16 protein-coding genes and 4 pseudogenes are annotated in these 20,165 nt (G+C 60.4%); 14 read left to right on the forward strand and 6 right to left on the reverse strand.

The features are described from left to right. Nucleotides 1-5: 5 nt before the first annotated feature. Genes QUV11_RS14085 through QUV11_RS14100 form a run of 4 tightly spaced genes read right to left on the reverse strand, consistent with a single transcriptional unit; the run spans nt 6 to nt 5,708 of the window. Nucleotides 6-1,292 carry a hypothetical protein gene (locus QUV11_RS14085; protein WP_300883528.1) on the reverse strand — a complete coding sequence of 429 codons (1,287 nt, stop codon included), beginning with the start codon at nt 1,290-1,292 and terminating at the stop codon, nt 6-8. Then, nucleotides 1,246-3,468 carry a polysaccharide biosynthesis tyrosine autokinase gene (locus QUV11_RS14090; RefSeq protein WP_300883529.1) on the reverse strand — a complete coding sequence of 741 codons (2,223 nt, stop codon included), beginning with the start codon at nt 3,466-3,468 and terminating at the stop codon, nt 1,246-1,248. The genes QUV11_RS14085 and QUV11_RS14090 overlap by 47 nt, the downstream gene beginning before the upstream one ends. 46 nt (nt 3,469-3,514) lie before the next feature. Continuing rightward, on the reverse strand, nt 3,515-4,291 hold the full coding sequence (locus QUV11_RS14095; protein WP_300883530.1) for a polysaccharide biosynthesis/export family protein: 777 nt from the start codon (nt 4,289-4,291) through the stop codon (nt 3,515-3,517). Nucleotide 4,292: 1 nt separating this feature from the next. After that, nucleotides 4,293-5,708, reverse strand: a complete 1,416-nt coding sequence (locus QUV11_RS14100; RefSeq protein WP_300883531.1) for an O-antigen ligase — start codon at nt 5,706-5,708, stop codon at nt 4,293-4,295. Between the two features lie 323 nt (nt 5,709-6,031). Here QUV11_RS14100 and QUV11_RS14105 point away from each other — a divergent pair, with 323 nt between their 5' ends. The 5 genes from QUV11_RS14105 (at nt 6,032) to QUV11_RS14125 (ending at nt 11,376) form a co-directional block, all read left to right on the forward strand. Then, nucleotides 6,032-7,318, forward strand: a complete 1,287-nt coding sequence (locus tag QUV11_RS14105) for a sugar transferase (RefSeq protein ID WP_300883532.1) — start codon at nt 6,032-6,034, stop codon at nt 7,316-7,318. A gap of 178 nt (nt 7,319-7,496) precedes the next feature. Then, complete coding sequence (gmd, locus tag QUV11_RS14110) at nt 7,497-8,558, forward strand: GDP-mannose 4,6-dehydratase (protein ID WP_300883533.1); 1,062 nt, start codon at nt 7,497-7,499, stop codon at nt 8,556-8,558. Then, the gene (locus QUV11_RS14115) at nt 8,558-9,502 is read left to right on the forward strand and encodes a GDP-L-fucose synthase (protein ID WP_300883534.1); all 945 of its coding nucleotides are present in this window, start codon (nt 8,558-8,560) and stop codon (nt 9,500-9,502) included. Before gmd ends, QUV11_RS14115 begins: the two co-directional genes overlap by 1 nt. A 20-nt stretch (nt 9,503-9,522) precedes the next feature. Next, a complete protein-coding gene (locus tag QUV11_RS14120) occupies nt 9,523-10,146 on the forward strand; it encodes a methyltransferase domain-containing protein (protein ID WP_300883535.1) in 624 nt (207 codons plus the stop codon). 6 nt (nt 10,147-10,152) lie between these two features. Next, nucleotides 10,153-11,376 (forward strand): glycosyltransferase family 4 protein, encoded by a 1,224-nt coding sequence (locus QUV11_RS14125; protein WP_300883536.1) that lies wholly within the window; start codon nt 10,153-10,155, stop codon nt 11,374-11,376. A gap of 40 nt (nt 11,377-11,416) precedes the next feature. On the opposite strand, the pseudogene QUV11_RS14130 reads toward QUV11_RS14125, so the two are convergent. Then, nucleotides 11,417-12,377, reverse strand: a pseudogene (locus QUV11_RS14130) (IS3 family transposase); the annotation flags it as partial. Nucleotides 12,378-12,438: 61 nt separating this feature from the next. Between QUV11_RS14130 and QUV11_RS14135 the strand changes: the two are divergent. Continuing rightward, nucleotides 12,439-13,214: pseudogene (locus QUV11_RS14135) on the forward strand (transposase); the annotation flags it as partial. A 28-nt stretch (nt 13,215-13,242) separates the two neighbouring features. Here the strand turns inward: QUV11_RS14135 and QUV11_RS14140 are convergent. Continuing rightward, nucleotides 13,243-13,374, reverse strand: a pseudogene (locus QUV11_RS14140) (IS3 family transposase); the annotation flags it as partial. A gap of 362 nt (nt 13,375-13,736) precedes the next feature. Here QUV11_RS14140 and QUV11_RS14145 point away from each other — a divergent pair. The 8 genes and pseudogenes from QUV11_RS14145 to QUV11_RS14180 form a co-directional block, all read left to right on the forward strand. Beyond that, nucleotides 13,737-14,636: a HEPN domain-containing protein gene (locus QUV11_RS14145; RefSeq protein WP_300883537.1), complete on the forward strand. Its 900-nt coding sequence runs from the start codon at nt 13,737-13,739 to the stop codon at nt 14,634-14,636. A 125-nt stretch (nt 14,637-14,761) separates the two neighbouring features. Then, entirely contained in the window at nt 14,762-15,364 is a 603-nt protein-coding gene (locus QUV11_RS14150; protein ID WP_300883538.1) for a helix-turn-helix transcriptional regulator, read from the forward strand. 55 nt (nt 15,365-15,419) lie between these two features. Beyond that, entirely contained in the window at nt 15,420-15,770 is a 351-nt protein-coding gene (locus tag QUV11_RS14155; RefSeq protein WP_300883539.1) for a hypothetical protein, read from the forward strand. Between the two features lie 32 nt (nt 15,771-15,802). Beyond that, nucleotides 15,803-16,255 (forward strand): hypothetical protein, encoded by a 453-nt coding sequence (locus tag QUV11_RS14160; protein ID WP_300883540.1) that lies wholly within the window; start codon nt 15,803-15,805, stop codon nt 16,253-16,255. Continuing rightward, nucleotides 16,221-16,649, forward strand: a complete 429-nt coding sequence (locus tag QUV11_RS14165) for a MarR family winged helix-turn-helix transcriptional regulator (RefSeq protein WP_300883541.1) — start codon at nt 16,221-16,223, stop codon at nt 16,647-16,649. Before QUV11_RS14160 ends, QUV11_RS14165 begins: the two co-directional genes overlap by 35 nt. A gap of 443 nt (nt 16,650-17,092) precedes the next feature. Further along, entirely contained in the window at nt 17,093-18,298 is a 1,206-nt protein-coding gene (locus QUV11_RS14170; protein WP_300883542.1) for a DUF932 domain-containing protein, read from the forward strand. Nucleotides 18,299-18,550: 252 nt separating this feature from the next. Further along, nucleotides 18,551-19,603 (forward strand): toprim domain-containing protein, encoded by a 1,053-nt coding sequence (locus tag QUV11_RS14175; RefSeq protein ID WP_300883543.1) that lies wholly within the window; start codon nt 18,551-18,553, stop codon nt 19,601-19,603. 374 nt (nt 19,604-19,977) lie between these two features. Beyond that, nucleotides 19,978-20,165, forward strand: a pseudogene (locus QUV11_RS14180) (hypothetical protein); the annotation flags it as partial.

Raw genomic sequence — 20,165 nt, forward strand, 5'->3', positions numbered from 1 at the left:
GCACATCAGTCGCCCCCCGGCCCGGCGCTGCGCCCAGATTGCGCGGCAGCGATACGGATGAACGGAATTTCCGCGGTGATCTCCCGCGCTTGGCCGGCACCCGATGCCCGCAACCGGACCTGCTGCGCCGGGCAGCCTTGTGCAGGCACGGTAAATCCGATGGCCGTCGGCTTGCCTTGGGTCCGTAGATCCAGCGTGCCCAGACGCTCATCCCGATTCTGGCACTGAACGGTCCAGAACAGGGCTGCCCGTTCAGGCAGTTCGATTGCCGAAACGCTCGACGTCAGACTGTATCGCCCGGGTGGCAGCACCAGCAAGCGCTCCATCAGCGGTATCGCCGAGGTTTCTGTGGAAACGGCCAAGCCTCCGTCTTTGGACAGCCTGTCGATATAAATTGCGCCATCGGTGGCAGGAACCCAATCAAAATGCGGCAAGGTCTCAAACCGTTCGAAGCGATCCGCCGAACGGCTGGACCCTGCCGAAAGACGCGTCACCACCGTGTAATACGTGCCGGCCAGGGCGAACTTCTGCTGATCGACCAGATTGGCGAGGATGTTGACGTGCACACGGTCTTGCACCGACCGGGCAATCTGCGGGACCTCGATCAACGTCTGCGCCAAATTGCCAACCGTGGCCGCGTTACCGGAGCACTGGTCGACAAAGGGTTCGACCCAGTTGGCATTTGCAGCCATGTCCGCAGCAACGATCTTGATGCTGCGCTCGTCGGTCAGCGCTCCGCACAGGATCGGGAAAGCGACCTCACGGCCTGATCGGGACGTCCGCAGCACGATGTTGAGGTGCTTCATGACACCGTTGAGATCATTCTGTTCGGCCGCGCGGCGGGTCAGATACATCTGAACATTTGGGTCCCGTCGCGAGATAGCGGCGGAAGCGTCCATCAAGGCATTACCCTGCGCGGTCTGGCCCGATGCCGCGAGCGCCCGTGCGATGGCAAAATAGCCACCGGTATCCAAAGGCCCGGTCTTGAGAGCACGAAACGCAAGCGCGCGAACCTGGGGCACGTCGACTTCGGCCGACGGATCGGAAAGCAGCGCAAGAGCCTGGTCGCTGAACCCGGCCCCGCGCCAGGGCGCCATCGCGATGCTGCGCTCGGCCTGGCTCGAGGGAATCCGTTCGGCGATAAGAAACAAGCCGTTCACAGCGATGAGCACCAGACCCACCACCACGGCTATCGTCAGGCGCAACGGCGAAAGGCGCCCGGAAAATACCCTTGCCATGACGGCCTCAGACGCCTTCGCCGGCAATATCCCGGCCGGCGCCCAGACGGGCATTGGACGCCGTGTCCTTGCCGTATCCATAGCCGTAATCATAGCCGTAGAGCTGCTTGGCGCGAAGGGTATCCACCTTGGTCAGCATCACGCCGACAAGGTTGACCTGGGAGGGGAGACGCTTGATCGCAGACCGGATTTGCGCAACGCGCACGGTCGCCGATTCCACGGTGTACAGACACGCCTCGACATTGGACGCGATCAGCGGCGCGTCGGCCAGGCCCAGGACCGGCGGGCTGTCGATGACCACATGGTCATAGCCTTTGAGCAGCTCTTCCAACAGCTTGGCCAGCCTGTTGCCCGTCAACAGCTCGGCGGCGTTCAACGGCGAAGGCCCGGCGGGCATGATGTCGAGATCCAGGAATTCCGACCGGATAACCAACTGGCTGAAATCGTCCATCCCCGCCAGATAATTGCTCAGTCCCTGACGCTCCGACACGCTTGCAGCCTTGCCTATGCTGGGTGACCGCATATCGCCATCGATCAGCAAAACACGCTTGCCGACCTTGCTGAGGGCCATGGCCACGCCGATGGCGCTGCTCGACTTACCTTCGGCCGGACGCGTACTGATAACGCAAAGGGAACGCGGAGTACCGTGCACGGTCGCAAACGCGAGCCTGGTGATGATCGCAATATAGGCTTCCGCCTGCTCCGACTTGCGATCGCGGATGACCTCCAGGAACTCCTTTTCGGTGGATGGCACAATGCCAAGCAGCGGCAGCCCGAGGCGAGCCTCCACCTGATCGGGATCGCTGATATGGTCGGCGATCTGTTCTGCAGCGAACACGGCGCCTGCGGCAATGACGCCACCCATCAGCAATGCCAGCAGAAGGTTGTTCAGGAGGTTGGGGCTGGATGGAATTTCCGGCAACTTGGCTTCGTCAACCACAGAAATGTTGTTGGTACCGACGCCGCCGGCAACTCCGATTTCCTTGTAGCGCTGCAGAAGCCCGTTGTAGAGTTCACGGTTGGTGTCTGCATCTCGCTGGAAGATGTTGTACTGAATGCTCCGCACCTCTTGCTCGAGCAACTCGGCCTTCAGCCCGGACACCATCTCCTTCAGATTTGCCTCACGCGCCACAGCCTGCTGATAGCTGGTCGAGTTCTGAGACCCAATCCGCCGTTCCTCGCGCGCAATTCCATTATCGAGCTCGCTCAGTTGCGAGGCAATGGCCTTCACCTTCGGATATTCAGGCGCGAAGGTGGTCAGAAGATTGGCATACTCCGCGGCAAGTTCAGCCCGCTTGGAGCGCAACTGGGCCAAAGCGGCCGAAGCGTTATCCCCGGCCGGCGACACATTGCTGCCTGCCCGGCTCTGGAGTTGGACCCGTTCGCCGGTCGCGCGCGCCAGTTCAGAGTTGATGCGCTCAAGCTCGTCCGCCAGCAGCGAACGCGTCGGCGCTCCGCTGCTTGCGCCCTCGGTGTTTCCTCCGCCCGGAAGGCGGATAATCTGCTCCCGGCGGGCATAATTCACTGCCAGACGCTCCGACTCTTCAAGTCGGTCGCGCAATTCGGCCAGTCGGCGTTCCAGGAATTCACGCGCATAGGAGGTCGCGTCAAACTTGCGCGCCAGTGATGCCGCGATAAACTGTTCCGCCCAGGTGTTTGCCACCCGCTGGGACACCGTCGCGTCCCGACTGGTGAACCTGATCGAGACCAGTGCCGAGCCGCGCACCGGCGAAATTTCGACATGCTCCAGCAATAGCTCCACCGCCTGATCACGCCTGACCTGGTTTATCTCGCCGACCGACTTGCTGTCGAAATCGGACAGAAGTTCGGCTTCGTCGACACCAAACAGTTCGATGAAGGAGGCATCGCTGGCCAAGCGCAGCTTGTTGGCGACCCGCACAGCCAATGAGCGGGCTTCAAGCAAGGCATATTGCGTCTGGTAGAATTCCAGGTCTGTTCCCGCGCTTTCCGGGCGCAGCGACTGAACGTCGACGATCTGGTTTTCCTGTCTCGAGATTTCCAGCGTAACCGACGCGGTGTACTGCTTCGGGGTGAGCAATGTGATCATCGCCCCCAGAGCGATCGCCGCCGCCACGATGCTGACAATCAGGATGCGCCGCCGGATAACGGTGCGCCACAATCCGACAAGATTAATCGGGCTCGTCGCACGCGGCTCGAACGCCGGGTCGCCATGCTTCATGAGCGCGATTTGTGAATCAGTCGATGCCATATCAAGATATCCGTGCGCTATGCTGCTACGTGAGCAAGCGGCTTGCTCAATTGTTACTTGTCTGTGTCAACAACAGGATCACGGGGCTCAGCAGCGCAGGGCCAAGTGTCAGGACGTCCTTGAGGAAGCGACGACGCGGAGAGTCACCCACTACAACAACATCATTGGCAAAAACTTCGGGATCGTCATACCGTCCCAAGCGAATTGCACCCAGATTGTAGATTCCTGCCAGCTTCTGCTGGCCGACGGTGCGAAAAATGACCACGTCCTCAACCCGCGCGAACTCGGTTGTTCCTTCGGCCCGCGCGATCGCTTGAATCAGCGTCATCCTGCCTGTGACAGGGAAAATGCCTGGGCGCCTTACGGACCCGTCGACCGTCACGACCTGACTTTGCGTTTCCTTCAAGTTGACGGACACCTGTGGGTCGCGAAAATACCGTCCCCTCAATCCGGTCTCAATGAACCGGGCCAGTTCGCTAGGTGTCATACCTGCGGCCTGGATGTTGCCGAGCAACGGCACCGCGATATTGCCGCCGGCGTCGGCCTGGATTTCCAGGTCGAACTCGTCGGAACCGAAGACCGAGATATCGAGCATGTCAAACGGGCCGATCGCATACAGCCTTGGCTGAAAGGCGATATCTTCGGCCGATGGTGCCGGAAGCGCCACCGAGCCCGGCATGATCGAAACATTCGGCGAACCACCGAAGACGCGCGGCCCTGAACAGCCGGCGATTGCCAGGCTGGCGGCGGTTAAAACCGCACAACGCCAAAGCCCCGCCCTTATCCGAGGCTTCCGCAGAAACATAAAACCGAATGTCTGCACGTTACCTCACAATGTCTTTAACAACAGGCCCGGCGTTTAGCCGCCGGTCACACACAATACAACCCGCAAGCGCCAGCAGACCCCCGATCAGCGGCGTCCGCAACGGATAGTCGAACAGGCTGGCAATCACCGATGTTATAAAGGTCCCGACCGCCACTAGCAGAAGCCCAACCTCGGCACCAGAAGTCTTGCGGCTGCGCGTGCGGATCACCCTAACGAGACGGAGGCTCGCACGCACGCCGATCACCAGACCGACGATCACTATCGCAGCGCCAACCACACCGCCCTCGATGATCACCTGGGCAAAATCGTTGTGCGCATTGTTGAAATAGGCGGTGTTGAGCTGGTCATCCGGCTCGATGATCTGGAACACGTCAGGAAACGATCCGAACCCGGAGCCGAACGGGAAGAACTTCTGCGAAAGTTCGATCAGCTGCGGGATCACCTGCATGCGCTGATCGCCCTCTACTTCCACCTCGCCAAGCCGCGTGAACGAGTTCCCGCCGCTCCCCATGGCGGCCGCGATGATCGCAAATGCCCCCAACAGGACCGCTGCTCCTCCGATATTGACCAGGCGCGACGGCGAACCTTGGCGCTTGGCCCCGCCCTTGAGCAACGACCAGACATAAAACGCGGCCAAGCCAGTGGCGACCACCGCGAGCAGGAGCCCGGCACGCGATCCGGTGGACACCATCATCGCCAGCACCACAACGAAGGCAAGTCCGCTGACCAGCAAGTCGCTCATCTGCGGGACCGCGCCGCGGGTGCGATTCATCGCGATGGCTGCGATCGCCGGGATACTGAAGGCGAGGAGAAGCGCCTGATGGTTGCGGTTTGCCATGAGACCTGTCGGCACCGACATATTGGTAATGCGATAATGATAGAGCTGCGAAATGCCGCCGACCTGCAGACCTGCCACAACCACGCTGAGAGCGGCGATGACCACGATTATAATCGGCAACGACTTGCGGTGGCGCTCTTCCAGCAATGCATAGCACAAGATCATGGCCGTGGCGGGCAACAGACTCATCAAGCTGTTGAAGGTCGCTGCAGGCGCAAGGCTGAGCGGACGCCAGTTTTCCATCGTTCCGGCCAGTCGGCTGGCCGCAACCACTTCATCCATGCCCGGCAGCGCCTGCCAGATCGCAGGAGGCAGCGGAACCAACTGCGCGGTGATCATGATCGCGAGCGCCAACATGAACAGCAACGGCGTACGCACGACGCGCAACTGGTCCCGGCTCAACAGGACCCAAGCTACGCACACACCGATGATCGCACCGACCCGAGCGAACAGAAGCAACGGCTCGTCCACACGTGAACTGCCCCCGAACAGGCTCAAGGATGCCAGGGTGCAGCACAAAAGGATCAACCCAGCGCTCGCAACCTGGCCGTGGTTCTTATTCAACGCTTGGCTCAAGGGGATAACTCAGCTCTTTCATAAACCCAGCGCGCAGGGCACTGCAGCGTGAGACGCAGGCGCCATATGACGGCATGGATTGAGTTTCAACCGAATATCTGTGAACCGATCCGCAGTCGGGTCAGCGGCAAGCCGGAACGCGGCTATGCGCCTGTTGCCACTCCCCTTTGGACCGATCTGCGCAACCGGTCGGCGGTGTAATGTTGCATTGCACCAAAGAAGGTGGCAAGGGTTGCGAGGATTATGCGTAAAGCGGGTCGCATCGCCTCCTTCGACCAGCCTCGAAGCGACACACGAATGCACTGAAAGATCAAGATATGTTGATGGCCAGGCAGGCACAGCAATCCACAATCGGCATCTCGCCTATACGCTCGCTGAGAGTCCAGACGATCGCCGCACTAGCGCTGGCCGTGCTGCTTCCGGGCATTGTGTACTTCAACGACAATCCGTTCCAGATTATCAACAGCACGACGGCGTTCAACACGCTCGTCGGCGCTGGCGTGGCAACGTTTGTCGCCTATTTCATGGCGAGCCGGGTGACGGCATTTCCCGGCACCAGCCAGTTGAGCTACGTTCTGCCAACCTATGTCGTGAGCTACGGCGTCATCGCGACGGTGATCCTGTTGACCCGCCTTCCCTACAGCGCAAGCATCCTGACCATTAACTTTGTCGCGACAATGAGCGTCCAGATCCTTGCCTCCATCCTGGCCGAGCGACAGGTTCCCTACGAGGTCCATATCGTCCCGGGCGGGCGGATCAGTCAGATTGGCTCCGTCCGCCACCTGCCTACCATCGCCCTGAGCACGCCCGCGGTGCCAGCGGGCAAGCGCGCCATCCTGGTTGCAGACCTGCATTACGATCACAGCAACGAGTGGGAACGCGCAATCGCGGAGGCCACCCTGCGGGGTATCCCCGTCTACCATTACAAGCAGGTGATCGAGAGCCTCACCGGCCGCGTGCGAATCGAGCACATGTCCGAGAACATGTTCGGCTCGCTTCTGCCCAGCCTCAATTATGCCCGGACCAAGCGGGCTGCAGACGTGCTTGTGACCCTGCTGCTGATTCCGCTGCTGGCCTTGCCGATGCTGCTGGTCGGCATTGCGATCCGGATGGAATCGTCCGGCCCTGCACTCTTTCGCCAGGCGCGCATGGGCTATGGCGGAAAGCCGTTTAGCGTCGTCAAATTTCGCACGATGCGGTGCCCCGACCCCAATCAACCGACAGATGCGCGCGACGCTGCCATGACCAAGAAAGACGATGACCGCATTACACCGCTGGGTCGTTTCCTGCGCCGCTCGCGGATTGACGAACTCCCTCAGTTCATCAATGTGCTGAAAGGCGAGATGAGCTGGATCGGCCCGCGTCCAGAGGCGATCGCGCTGTCCGAATGGTACGAAAGCGAGCTTCCCTTCTATTCTTACCGCCACATCGTTCGGCCTGGCATTACCGGATGGGCGCAAGTTAACCAGGGGCACGTGACCAATCTGGATGATATCAGCGCCAAGCTCCAATATGATTTTTATTACATCAAGAATTTTTCGTACTGGCTGGATCTGTTGATCGTCTTCAGGACCGTGATGGTCATGCTCAATGGTTTCGGAGCGAAATAGATGCCCCCTGCCTTCGGGAGGCCATCTCCTGCTAAGTGTCAGTGCGACCATTTGCCGCCTGACCCCAGTCTCACAAGTGCTTGAAACCGTAAAATCCAGCCGCTAAGAGCACCCGCGCGCTAACTCCTGCCTCTCCATTCTGCGCATGGGCGATCTTCCAGTCTTTCATGGGAATCCAATGACAAAAACTGCTCTCGTCACCGGTGTCACCGGCCAGGATGGTGCCTATCTCGCTCAGCTTCTGCTGGAGCAGGGCTATATTGTTCACGGCGTCAAGCGCCGCTCATCCTCGTTCAACACCAGCCGGATCGAAGATATCTATCAAGATCCGCATATCGAAAACTCGCGGTTTCACCTGCATTATGGTGACATGACCGACAGCACCAACCTGATCCGCATCGTTCAGGAAACCCGGCCCGACGAAATCTACAACCTGGCCGCACAAAGCCATGTCCAGGTGAGCTTCGAGACGCCCGAGTACACGGCCAACGCCGATGGCATCGGCACCCTGCGCCTGCTCGAGGCCATCCGCATCCTCGGCATGGAAAAGACCTGCCGCTTCTATCAGGCATCGACATCCGAGCTTTACGGCCTGGTGCAGGAAGTGCCGCAGCGCGAGACCACGCCGTTCTATCCGCGTTCGCCTTATGCCGCCGCCAAGCTCTATTCCTACTGGATCGTGGTGAACTACCGCGAAGCCTATGGCATGCATGCCTCGAACGGCATTCTGTTCAACCACGAAAGTCCTCTGCGCGGCGAAACCTTCGTCACCCGCAAGATCACCCGCGCTGCCGCCGCCATCAAGCTGGGCAAGCAGGACAAATTGTACCTCGGCAACCTCGACGCCAAGCGCGACTGGGGCCATGCCCGCGAATATGTGCGCGGCATGTGGCTGATGCTGCAGCAGGACACGCCCGATGACTATGTTCTGGCGACCGGCGAGACCACCGAAGTGCGCAAGTTCGTCGAATGGGCCTTTGAGGATGTCGGAATCGTGCTCGAATGGCGCGGGACAGGCGTCGACGAAAAGGGCTATTGCAAGGAAACCGGCGCATGCCTGGTTGAAGTCGACCCCCGGTACTTCCGCCCCACGGAAGTGGAACTGCTCATTGGTGACCCAGCCAAGGCCCATGCCAAGCTGGGCTGGAAGCACGAGACATCGGTGCGCGATCTGGCGCGCGAGATGGTGCAGGCAGATCTCAAGATCATGGCGGACGCCCAGGTGATGAAGGGCGCCTGATGCATTTCGATCTGGCTGGGAAGCGGATTTTTGTTGCCGGCCATCGCGGGATGGTCGGGAGCGCAATCGTGCGTCAGCTCAACGAGCGGGATTGCGAAATCCTGACGGCCAGTCGCTCTGAGCTTGATCTTATGGATCAGGCCGCGACCCGGCGCTGGATCGAAATGCACCGACCTGACGCCATTGTCGTGGCAGCAGCCAAGGTTGGCGGCATTCTGGCCAACAATACCTATCCGGCCGATTTCCTTTACGACAACCTGGCAATTGCCGCGAATGTGATCGAGGGGGCCCACCGAGCGGATGTCAACCGCCTGCTGTTTCTGGGATCCAGCTGCATCTATCCAAAACTTGCCGACCAGCCGATCGTCGAAGAGGCCCTGCTGACCGGACCGCTTGAATCGACCAACGAGTGGTATGCGATCGCGAAGATCGCCGGCATCAAGCTGTGCCAGGCCTATCGGCGCCAGCATGGCCGCGATTATATTTCCGCGATGCCCACCAACCTGTATGGTCCGGGCGACAATTTCGACCTCACCAGCAGCCATGTCCTGCCCGCCCTCATTCGCAAGGCGCACGAAGCCAAGCGGGCCGGGGCGCGGAACATCACGATCTGGGGCACCGGCACCCCGCTGCGAGAGTTTCTGCACGCCGACGACTGCGCGGATGCATGCGTCCATCTGCTGGCGAACTACTCTGACGCCGTTCACGTCAACGTTGGGTCGGGCGAAGATATCTCGATTTACGACCTGGCGCAGATGGTGTGCGATGTGGTCGGGTTTTCAGGAACCATCGTCTGCGACGACAGCAAGCCGGATGGAACTCCGCGCAAGCTGATGAGCGTCGATCGGCTCCGGTCGTTTGGATGGGCCCCGCGCATCGGCCTGCGCGACGGCATTGCATCAACATATCAGTGGTATCTGTCCTCGCAGAACGTGCCGGGCTAGAAGCGAAGACTGGGGAAACCATGGCAAAGACCGAAGATTATGGCTGGACCGAGGATGTTCCCAACTCCACGGGGTATCTAGGCCCCGCGGTGCTCGACATCGTGCGCGCCCATAAACCCGGACAAATTCTGGATGCCGGCTGCGGGAATGGCAGTGTCACGGAATACATTGCACGACACGGCTTCTCAATCGTCGGCGTGGACGGCGATGAAGAGGGCATCAAGCTGGCGAGCAAGAACTTCCCTGCAGTTCGGTTTGCGACCGCGGACTTCGCGCTGGCGCCTGTGACATCCGATGCGCCAGACGGTCTGTTCGACATGGTGATCAGCACCGAGGTGGTCGAACACCTTTACACACCGCAAGATCTGGTGCGCTTTGCCATGGATGCGCTGCGCCCAGGCGGGCGGTTTGTGGTCACGACGCCCTATCACGGATATCTCAAGAACCTTGCGCTTTCTGTGACCGATCACTGGGACGCGCACCATACGCCGTTGTGGCATGGCGGGCACATCAAGTTCTGGAGCCGCAAGACGCTCGGCACACTGCTGGAGCAGGGTGGCTTCCTGATCGAAGGTTTTTCCGGGGTGGGCCGCATGCCCTATCTGTGGAAGAGCATGGTGATGGTCGCCAGAAAGCCGGTCTGATCCACTATGCGCAGCACCAGCGACCAGCCGACGATCTGGTTCGTCAACAGCTACTTCCATCCCGATCATTCCGCCACCAGCCAGATTCTGAGCGACGTCGCATTCGAGCTGTCGGCTTCGGGCCACACGGTGCGGATCATCACCGGCCAGCGCAGCTATGACGGTGGTTCGCAATATCCTGCTTCGGAAGTTATCGACGGCATCCATGTTACCCGCCTGCCCAGCCTGGGTCCATCGGGCCGGGGCATGCTGGCCCGGTTGGGGCGGTATCTGGGAATGTACCTCGGCGCAGCCTGGCTCCTGCTGATCCGTATGCGGCGCGGCGATGTCGTCGTCTGCAAGACCGATCCTCCGCTCTTGTCGATTCCGCTGGCGGTGGTCGCCAGGATCCGGGGTGCCAAGCTCGTCAACTGGCTTCAAGATTTGTATCCAGAGGTGGCAAACTCGCTCGGCGTCGGCCTTCCCGGCACGGTCGGCTGGCTGTTGACGCGTTTGCGCAACTGGTCCCTCAAGGTGGCGGTCTTCAATATCGCTATTGGCGAGTGCATGGCGCAATTGCTGCGCGACCAGGGCGTCGCCGATAACAAGATCGCGATCCTCACCAACTTTGTCGACGACAGCCACATCATACCGCTTGAGGGCATCAATCCATTGCGCGAGCAGTGGGGGCTGCAGGGCAAGTTCGTCATAGGCTATTCGGGAAATCTTGGCCGCGCGCATGACATCGAGACGTTTATCGAGATGGCGATCCTGCTGCGTGATCGGGAGGACATCGTCTTCCTGTTTATTGGCGGGGGGCATTTCGTCGACATGCTGCGCGCGAGGCTTGCGGAGGCCAGCGTCACGAATGTGCGGTTTGAAAGTTATCAGCCGCGCGAACAGCTCAACCTGTCACTGGCGCTGCCTGACGTCCACTGGGTATCGCTGCTCCCCGAGATGGAAGGCCTGATCGTGCCGAGCAAGATCTACGGGATCATGGCGGCTGGCCGCCCGATGATCGCGGTGTGTGCGCCGACAGGAGAAATGGCGCAGATCATCGACCGGGCCCAGACAGGACTGCAGGTTACCCCGGGCGATGGGCAGGGCTTTGCCGATGCGGTCCTCCAACTTGCAGATGATCCAGCCCGGCTCGGCCGACTTGGCACCAACGCAAGGAAGGAGATCGATGCCAACGCTAGCAAGGCCCGGGTGATGCAAGCTTGGGCGGAGCTTATTGCGCGCATCTCCTGACATTTGCTGTGCGATGCTACGTTGAGAATGCACACCTGCCCCAGAAGCTCTCGGCAACGGCATTGTCGTGGCAGTTGCCGCGTGGGCTCATCGAGTGTTCAAGATTGTGGGCGCGGACGAAGGCAGCTCAGTCCATGCTGATGAACTGCGAGCCTTGATCCGAGTGAATCAGCACCCGATGCGTGGGTTTGCGCCGCCCTGCTGCCATGTGCAGTGCCTGCAGCACCCCATCGGTGGTCTGTCGGCTCTGCATCGACCAACCCACCACACGGCGGGAATAAAGATCGATCACGACGGCCAGATAGGCAAAACCCTCCAGGGTGCGAATGTACGTGATATCTGTCACCCATGCCCGGTTGGGCTTCGCCACGTTGAACTGACGATCCAGAGTATTGTCGACCGCCAAGGACGGTCTTCCTCCATGCGTGCCAGGCCTGCGCTTGTAGCCGATTTGCGCCTTGATGCCCGCAAGCCTTGTCAACCGAGCAACGCGGTTCGGGCAGCACCTCTCGCCCTGATCCAGCAGGTCATCATGCAGCTTGCGATAGCCATAAACCTTGCCGCTGTCGTTCCAGGCGTGACGGATCATCTCCGTTTGCCGGGCACCGTCTCGAGCCCGCTGGCTCAGCGGGCTCTTTTGCCAGGCATAAAAGCCACTGGGCTGGATGCGCAGACAACAACACATCGACCGAACCGGGAACTGGTCACGTTGCTCTGCAACAAACGCGTATCTCACTTGGCATCCCTGACGAAATACGCGGTGTCTTTTTTCGGATGTTGCGCTCCTCAGTCACCCTGGCCAACTCGCGCTTCAACTGCCGGATCTCGGCATCCTTGCTGGTATCGCCAGACGCTGGCCGGGCGAACCGCTTCTTCCAAGTATACAGCGAATGCGGGCTGACGCCGAGACGCTGCGAAACCTCCACCGCCAGATAACCAAGCTCGGTTATTTGGGCTACCGCATCACGCTTGAACTCATCACTGAAATTGGGCTTCTCCATTTTTGCCTCCTGTCCTCAAAATTAGGATAGAAGGCGTCTAGAAATCTAGGGGCTATTCAGTGGTTCCGATCGCTTGAGCAAGCTGGATGAGGATGTAACCGAGACGCTCGAAGTCATCCCCCGCCAGTGGAAGGTGGTTCAGACCATCAGAGAGAAGTTCTCGTGCCGAGATTGCGAGAAGATCACTCAACCACCAGCACCGTTCCATGTCACGCCGCGCGGACTGTTCGGTCCCGGTTTCCTTGCGATGTGTTGGAGCCATCCGCGCCGCTATTTCTTCGAGCTCGTGTATCTCGACACGCAGCTCAAAAAGCGCCGCAAGAAGGCACCTGTCATCTCGCCGATCGCCGTCGAGGCAGTCCGCAGGATCGATGCGATCCTTGATATCGAGCGCGCGATCAATGGCCGAGCGGCTCGCCGCCCGGCAGGAACACAGCGCACCCTCGCCGGGCTCGAAGCATGGCTCCGCGACAACCGGTCGAAGCTCTCCAAGAGTAGACCCGTCGCCGAGCCCATCGTCTACATCCTCAAGGCATGGCCTGCCTTCACCGCCTTTCTCGTTGATGGCCGTATATGCTTTTCGAACAATTCAGCAGAACGGGCACCCAGAGGGATCGCCCAAGGTAGAAAGTCATGGCTGTTTGCCGGCTCAGATCGCGGCGGCCAGCGCACCGCCTTTATGCTCAGCCTGATCGCCACCGCAAAGCTCAACGATATTGATCCCCAGGCCTGGCTTACCGATGTGCTCGGCCGCATCGCCGATATCCCGCAGCGCCAACTCGCCATCTGCTCCCTTGGAACTGGCGCTCTCACCAAGTTCAGCGCCAAGCTGCCTGAGCCGCGGTACTCACCGCAGGCTTACCTTCTTCCTGTTCCGATTGCAGAAGTTAGCTTGGCTAATCCCTGCCTTGCGGCAGATTTCCGCAATCGGCCCTCAGTTCTATTCCTGCGTGATAACGAACGCCTTCTGCGCGTCCGTGAACTTTAGTGCTTTCACGCCAAACCTGTTTGGCCAGCCAAGGCAATCGAAGGCCAAAAACGGCTAGCCAAAAAATACTCGAAAATTCAGCTAGCGAAGCAGTACCTAAAGTACCACATTTTTCTATGTTTGCAAGCAGACGGTTGATTTAGAAAGACTTTCGTAGCCTAGAGATCATCTTGTTAGGTGTAGACAATCACCGGGTAATCACCACGGGAAAAAGGCACTACTTTTCATGCAGCTGCAAACCTTCGTACCTCAGAAAATTGTCTGGAGATGGTGAGAAGGCACAGTGCGAGACTGATCCAAGTTGGATGAAGTTGCCGGCTTTGGCGGCCGCTCCCCTTGCGTTCGCAGCCTATCGACTACAGGGTGAAGTTATGCGCACCGATATCGATCATTTGCCCGGTCAGAAGCAGCAGGAGCTGCAGGACGCCGTGCGCATCCTGTTCGAGGAGTTTGCCGCCGCAATCGGCAACACGACTGCGCCGTGGAAGAAGCAGGGCCGGATCCTCAAGGTCATCCTCTACGGCAGCTATGCCCGCGGCGACTGGGTCGACGATCCGGTCGGCGGCTACAAGTCCGATTACGATCTGCTGGTCGTCGTCAACGACGAGCGCCTGACCGATGTCGTTGACTACTGGGCCACTGCCGATGACCGGCTGATGCGCGAGATGTCGATCACGCACACATTGAGCGCGCCGGTCAGCTTCATCGTCCACAGCCTCAAGGATGTGAACAAACAGCTCGAGCAGGGGCGGCCGTTTTTCACCGACATCGCCTTGCAGGGCATCGCGCTTTACGAGGCTGAGGGCTTTCCGTTCGCAAGGCCGACGAAACTCGCGCCCGCCGCGGCGCGTGCTGAGGCGGAGAAGCATTTTGACTTCTGGTTTGAGCAAGCAGACAGCGCCAAATCAGGAGCTATGTTTTTCGTCCAAGAGGGCAAATCCCGGGACACCGCGTTCTTAATGCATCAGGCCACGGAGCGCCTGTATCACTGCGTAATGCTCGTTTTTACTCTCTACAGCCCGAAGTCTCACAAGCTCGGTTTTCTGCGCGGCCATGCCGAGGAGATCGCGCCGGAGCTTATCGAAGCTTGGCCTCGCGATGATCGCTTCAGTCGCCGCTGCTTCGAGTTGCTCCGGCAGGCATATGTCAACGCACGCTACTCGCCGCACTACAAGATCAGTGACGAGGAATTGCACTGGCTGAGCGAGCGCGTCGCATTGCTTCAGCAGCTGGTTCGCACTGTCTGCGAACGCAGGCTTGGGGCCGACTGATCTGGCGGCAACTTGCCCTGCACTGCCTGATCTGTGCCATTGCATATGAGAGATTCGGGGTTCGCACCTTTTTTCATCTTTGTTGGAGTGCCCATGTGCCGTGGGAACGAGTTGGACTGCCCGGCTTGATCCGGCAGCTGTATATCCTGCCCAACACGTGCCGATTCCCAACGCAGCGCAAATCGGATATGTCCGAATTGAAGGTTAATGATTCCCAAACCGGATGGTTTGGCAGCGTTCGGGGGATTTTCTTGGAAGACTGGCGCGCACAGCTGACCGAAGCTCAGGTCAACTGCCTGCGCCTGGTGGCCGAAGGCTACACCTCAAAGGAGATTGCCAAGCGGCTTGGGCTTACGCCAATGACTGTCGATCAGTATCTGCACCGTGCCAAGACGATCGTAGGGGCGCCGGATCGAAGGGCCGCTGCCCGACGGGTGTTCGATCCACAATCCGGACGGGCATTCAAACCGTTTGAACTCAAAACGCCAGCCGTTGCCGAGCAGTCCAAAGTCATGTCACTTCCTGGAGCGCCGAGTGAAGGACCTCAGGACACCGCCGCTGCCAGTCAGTGGCAGGCCAGACTGGGTTACCCTCCGCTTGGCGGCATCAGGTCAGACCTGGATGCTCCCCAGAAGACCATGGTCATCCTGCGTATCGCAGGGCTGTCCCTGATCTATATCCTGGCATTCGTGCTGGTGCTGGGTGGGTCGCTCAAGGTGTTCAGCTGACCTGATGCCCTGATCGCACGCATGGCGCCTTTCGGGTGCCTTCAGGAGACACATCATGCATATCGATGCCAATGCCGTCCGCGTCGTCGCGGAGGATACCCGTTCGTCTTTCGCTAGCTATGACCTAGCCATCCTGGATGCGGCAAAGCTTTCGGTGACAATGCTTGAGGCCAACGCGCTGTCAGAGGTACCCGCCAGGGATTCTCAGATCGCGCTTCGTGCCATTCACGAAAGCACCGGCCACCTGATTTCGGCGCGTGCCAGCATGGTCAGGCTTGTCGGTCACCTTAACGCGATCAAGCTGCGCAGTGACCAGGCGCCGATGAATGTCGGCTGCCCCGGTGAAACCCCGCTTGCCGGATCTCTGGTGCCAGCGGTGCCGCAAGAGCTGGCGGTGCGAGATTGACCTCGCCGCAGTCGATGCGATGATCAGCGACCATGATATCCATGATCTTCTGGCTGCTCGCATCATCGAGCTGCGGCTTCGTCTGGCTGTACGGCGATGCTGAGGGCAAAAAGGCTGCGGGACTTTTCGTGGTCGCGGTGCTCTTTACCTGGATTGCACAGAGCTTCGACACCCAATGGCGCCAGACACACTGGCCGCTGCTAACAGTCGATACCGGGTATCTGATCGCTGCCTACGCTTTTGCGCTTCGCAGCGACCGGTTCTGGCCCTTGTGGATCGCAGCTTTCCAGCTCCTGACTGTTACTTCTCATCTGGCAACCATGGTCGCACCCGACTTTGTCCCGACGATGTATTCAGCGATCGCGACATTCTGGGTCGTGCCACTGCTGCTCAGCATGGTGTCGGGTGTCTATCTCGATCATCGGGCCCTTACACGCTTGGTAAAAAACAATGACCCAGTTCTATTGCATGATCCTCCTGCCTGAGAGCGAGGCGCAACCCGGCCAGAGCGATCCCCAGGCCAGCGGCGACTGGCAGGAACGCGCAGAGGTCGCCAGCCGGTATCTCAAGCTCCGGGCAAAGCGGTCTGCGATTGCCGAGGCGCATCTATGGTCGGATCCGGCCTGGGATATCCTGCTCGAGCTGTTTGTCGGACATGTGAAGGGGAAAAACATCACTGTTACCAGTGCATGCCTCGCCGCACGGCGCCCTTCTACAACTTCGCTGCGCTATATCGACCGCATGCTCCAGGAGGGCCTGTTGCAGCGCGAGCGGGACCCAATCGATAATCGCAAGATCAACCTTCGCATCACCGACCAGGCATTCAGGGCGGTGAGCGACTGGGTCGACGCCCTGCGCGAGCAGATCGCTGCGGTCTGATCCGGCTGCAGCACGCTGCCTCGTCTGCTTGGCACAAGCTGCACCGGGCCAGTGGGATGAACTGGTCCGTATCCGGTCGGGTCACAAGAGGTAGGGGGTTGCGGATGAGCGGGGCTGAGGGCGCGCTCTTTCCCGCAGGCTGACCAGCCTGCTCCTGAGGGCGCGGCCTTGTGATGCAAAGGGCCCCGCCTGCACACTGAACCGGTGGCCACTGCTTCGAGCGCAGGCGTTGAAAGCCGACAGGCCCCGGCTTTTACGCCTGCTCGGGTCAGGTTTTTGCATTGCCGCCTGATGTTCAGGGTGCGGTCTTTTGTTTTTAGCCTGCCGCGCTGGTCGCGCGGGACATGCCTATCGCTCAGATAGAGTGAGAGGTGGGGGCTTCGCCGTGACGGGTTGAGGATCGAGAGAGAGGCTCTCGGTTGCCCGTCATGGAGGTTATCGCCATGAACTTAGATCTTACAGCTTCGCAGTCCCGTCCAGGCGCTGGGTACAAAGTCGATGTGTCGCGCGGTGAGCGGGTTGGCCGGGTGTCATCGGAATGGTTTTCCAGGCCCGATGACCAAAGGTTTCTGTCGCTCGACGACCTGGCCGCCAGCGTGCGGCGCCGCACGGACCGCAGTCGCACCCGCGTCGTCGAGACCGCCGCGATCCGTGTCGAGGCAAACCGGGATGATCCCGAGCGCCTTGTCCTCATGCTTCCAGGTGCCGATGCCCCGGTGACGCCAACCCACTGGAGCTTTGGCCAGCTGGCAGCCCAGGTGGGCGCCCCTGCCACATATCTGCGCCAGCTTCCCGCCCCGCTTGCCGCGATCAACCTGCAATACGGCCTGAGCTCGAACCGGACCGAGCAGATCAAGACACTGGAGACCGACGATGGCGTCTCTGGCAGCCGCATCGATCTTCGCGCCGTCACAGGGCCCGACTATGGCCGCATATTCGACCACGAGCTGGTCGAGGCGGTGCAACGCATCGCAGGCAATGGCACCGGCGATACGCGATGGAAGGTACCGGGCGTACTCGACTGGTCCACCGGCATGTACAACCCTCATGTCGACATCCGCCGCGACACCACCACCCTGTACGCCTCCGATCGCGACGTTTTCATGTTTCTGGTCGATGACCTCAACCCGATCGAAGCAGGACGCCTGCCCGATGGCTCCCCCGACCTGTTCTTCCGCGGCTTTTACTGCTGGAACTCGGAAGTGGGTGCGCGAACGCTCGGCATTGCCAGCTTCTACCTGCGCGCAGTCTGCCAGAACCGGAACCTGTGGGGTGTCGAGGACTTCCAGGAGATCAGTATCCGCCACAGCAAGTATGCCGCGAACCGCTTCGCGCATGAGGCAACACCGGCGCTGCTCAATTTCGCAAATTCCTCGCCTCAGCCCTTCATCAACGGGATCCGAGCGGCGCGCGAGCGCATTGTTGCGCGCACCGATGAGGATCGCAGCCAGTTCCTGCGGACCCGCGGCTTTTCCAGGTCCGAGACCGGCAAGATCATCGAGACGGTTCTCTGCGAGGAAGGCCGGCCTCCGGAATCGGTTTTCGACTTCGTGCAGGGCATAACCGCGCTCGCGCGCAGCAAGCCGCACCAGGACGCGAGGCTCGACCTGGAAACCCGGGCCAAGCGGCTGTTCGACAGGGTGCATTGACCCTGAGCCGCATCGCGTGAAACCGGCATGGCGCTGCCCTTTCCCGTCGGAAGGGGCAGCGCAAGTGCCTGGGGACGGACGAGGGTCGAGGAGAACGACCTTGCCCTGCCCGATCGAACTGACCGCTCTGTGGCGCCTGCCCTGGCTTTTATCGAACGCAGCAGCTGCTCGCCCGAGGCGAATGCATGCCGGTTTCGTCCAGGGCCGTGCCTTGAGCAGGATCATATCCAACGAAATGAAAGGAATTTCGACATGTCCCGCAATTACAGCATGGCTGCTGAGATATCCCAGAAGCTTGCCGGCAGCGCACTGGCAGTGTGCCGGCATTATCTGCCTGCCGGCAGACGCGAGGGGCGTTACTGGATCGTGGGGAATGTCGCAGGCGAACCCGGACGCAGCCTGTATGTCCGCCTGTACCAGACCGATAGCGGAAGCATTGGCAACTGGGTGGATGCTGCCACCGGCGAACATGGCGACCTGCTTGATCTGATCCGGCTGAACCAGCGGTGTGCCGGACTGGGTGAGGCCATCGAAGAAGCCCGCCGGTTCCTGCTGCTGCCGCCATCAAACCCGCTGCCGCAGTGGAGCAGGGTATCTAGCCACAAGCCATCGACTGGCTTGTCGGTTGCCGCACGGCGAATGTTCGAAGCCGCGCGGCCTGTCCCTGGATCTCTTGGCACACGCTATCTTGCGCTGCGCGGCATCACCCGGCTGCACGGCCTTTCTGCTCTGCGCTTTCATCCGCGCTGCCACTACCGCCTGTCTGACGATGATGCGCCAGATACCGCTCGGACCTTTCCCGCGCTGATTGCATCGGTGACCGACCTGGACGGCCTTCAGACCGGGATCCACCGCACCTGGCTCGATCCGGGGGGCAGGTGCAAGGCGCAGGTCACATCGCCCCGCCGCGCCCTTGGCAACATTCTGGGACATGCCATCCGCTTTGGCGATTCTGATGGAGTGCTGGTGGCAGGCGAAGGGCTCGAGACCATGCTTTCGTTGCGCGAGGCACTCCCCGGAATGCCCGTAGCTGCCGCCACGTCGTCCTCGCACCTTGCCGCCATCGCCTTTCCGCCAGGCCTGGTCCGCCTTTATGTCGCACGCGATGCGGACGCCGCGGGCGATGCAGCCTTTGAGAGGCTGACCTTGCGGGCACAGGCGGCCGCAATCGAACTGATTGGGCTCACGCCAAGGCTCGGAGACTTCAATGATGACCTTCTCGACGCTGGCAGGGTGCACCTGGCACGGCAGCTGCTCGCCCAGACCCACCCTGATGACCGGCTGCGTTTCGAACGGGGCGAATAGCAAGAGCGTTCAGGTCAGCTGGGTGGACGCAATTGTCTGCCCGGCCGCTGGAACGGAAGCCAGGACCACCCGGCCTTCTTGGGTGCGATCCGAGTGACCGCCAAGGCGGCTCGAGGCGCAATGGCTGCGCGGCGGCTATTTTCCGGCGGCGCAAGGATTGTCGCACCTGTGGCCAGGTGGCGCCTTGCGCCTTTCCATCGCGAAGCAAAATAGCCGCCGCTTCGCCATTCTCCGCTTCGCTCCGGTCCATGCAGAGCCGGTTGGTCCGACAAGGACAACCTCACCATCTGCAGATGCGCCCGCCGCCCTGCCGGTCAGAGGGATCGCGGAAGGCCGGGCACGGTGCCCGGCGCACATCCACAAGGACCGTCACAATGCATAGCCCCTATCCCTGCGAACCCGATCACGAAGCCTCTCCCACCGCCCATCTTCTCGACGAAATCGCCCTATTCGGGTACCGGCCGTTCTCGGACGAAGCAGACCCCAGGCCTCTCCCGGAAGACCGGCTGGCTCTGTTGCAAAGATTGGCGGCAGTCAGAGGTAGGCTGTCGCTCTGCGCCGA

Source organism: Blastomonas sp. (genome assembly GCF_030373265.1).
Lineage (GTDB): Bacteria > Pseudomonadota > Alphaproteobacteria > Sphingomonadales > Sphingomonadaceae > Blastomonas.

Coding starts and splice junctions, on each gene's coding strand:
- QUV11_RS14085 (WP_300883528.1), bottom strand. CDS start 1,292: ATGCCCGTCTGGGCGCCGGCCGGGATATTGCCGGCGAAGGCGTCTGAG.
- QUV11_RS14090 (WP_300883529.1), bottom strand. CDS start 3,468: ATGGCATCGACTGATTCACAAATCGCGCTCATGAAGCATGGCGACCCG.
- QUV11_RS14105 (WP_300883532.1), top strand. CDS start 6,032: ATGGCCAGGCAGGCACAGCAATCCACAATCGGCATCTCGCCTATACGC.
- gmd (WP_300883533.1), top strand. CDS start 7,497: ATGACAAAAACTGCTCTCGTCACCGGTGTCACCGGCCAGGATGGTGCC.
- QUV11_RS14115 (WP_300883534.1), top strand. CDS start 8,558: ATGCATTTCGATCTGGCTGGGAAGCGGATTTTTGTTGCCGGCCATCGC.
- QUV11_RS14120 (WP_300883535.1), top strand. CDS start 9,523: ATGGCAAAGACCGAAGATTATGGCTGGACCGAGGATGTTCCCAACTCC.
- QUV11_RS14125 (WP_300883536.1), top strand. CDS start 10,153: ATGCGCAGCACCAGCGACCAGCCGACGATCTGGTTCGTCAACAGCTAC.
- QUV11_RS14145 (WP_300883537.1), top strand. CDS start 13,737: ATGCGCACCGATATCGATCATTTGCCCGGTCAGAAGCAGCAGGAGCTG.
- QUV11_RS14155 (WP_300883539.1), top strand. CDS start 15,420: ATGCATATCGATGCCAATGCCGTCCGCGTCGTCGCGGAGGATACCCGT.
- QUV11_RS14160 (WP_300883540.1), top strand. CDS start 15,803: ATGATATCCATGATCTTCTGGCTGCTCGCATCATCGAGCTGCGGCTTC.
- QUV11_RS14165 (WP_300883541.1), top strand. CDS start 16,221: ATGACCCAGTTCTATTGCATGATCCTCCTGCCTGAGAGCGAGGCGCAA.
- QUV11_RS14170 (WP_300883542.1), top strand. CDS start 17,093: ATGAACTTAGATCTTACAGCTTCGCAGTCCCGTCCAGGCGCTGGGTAC.
- QUV11_RS14175 (WP_300883543.1), top strand. CDS start 18,551: ATGTCCCGCAATTACAGCATGGCTGCTGAGATATCCCAGAAGCTTGCC.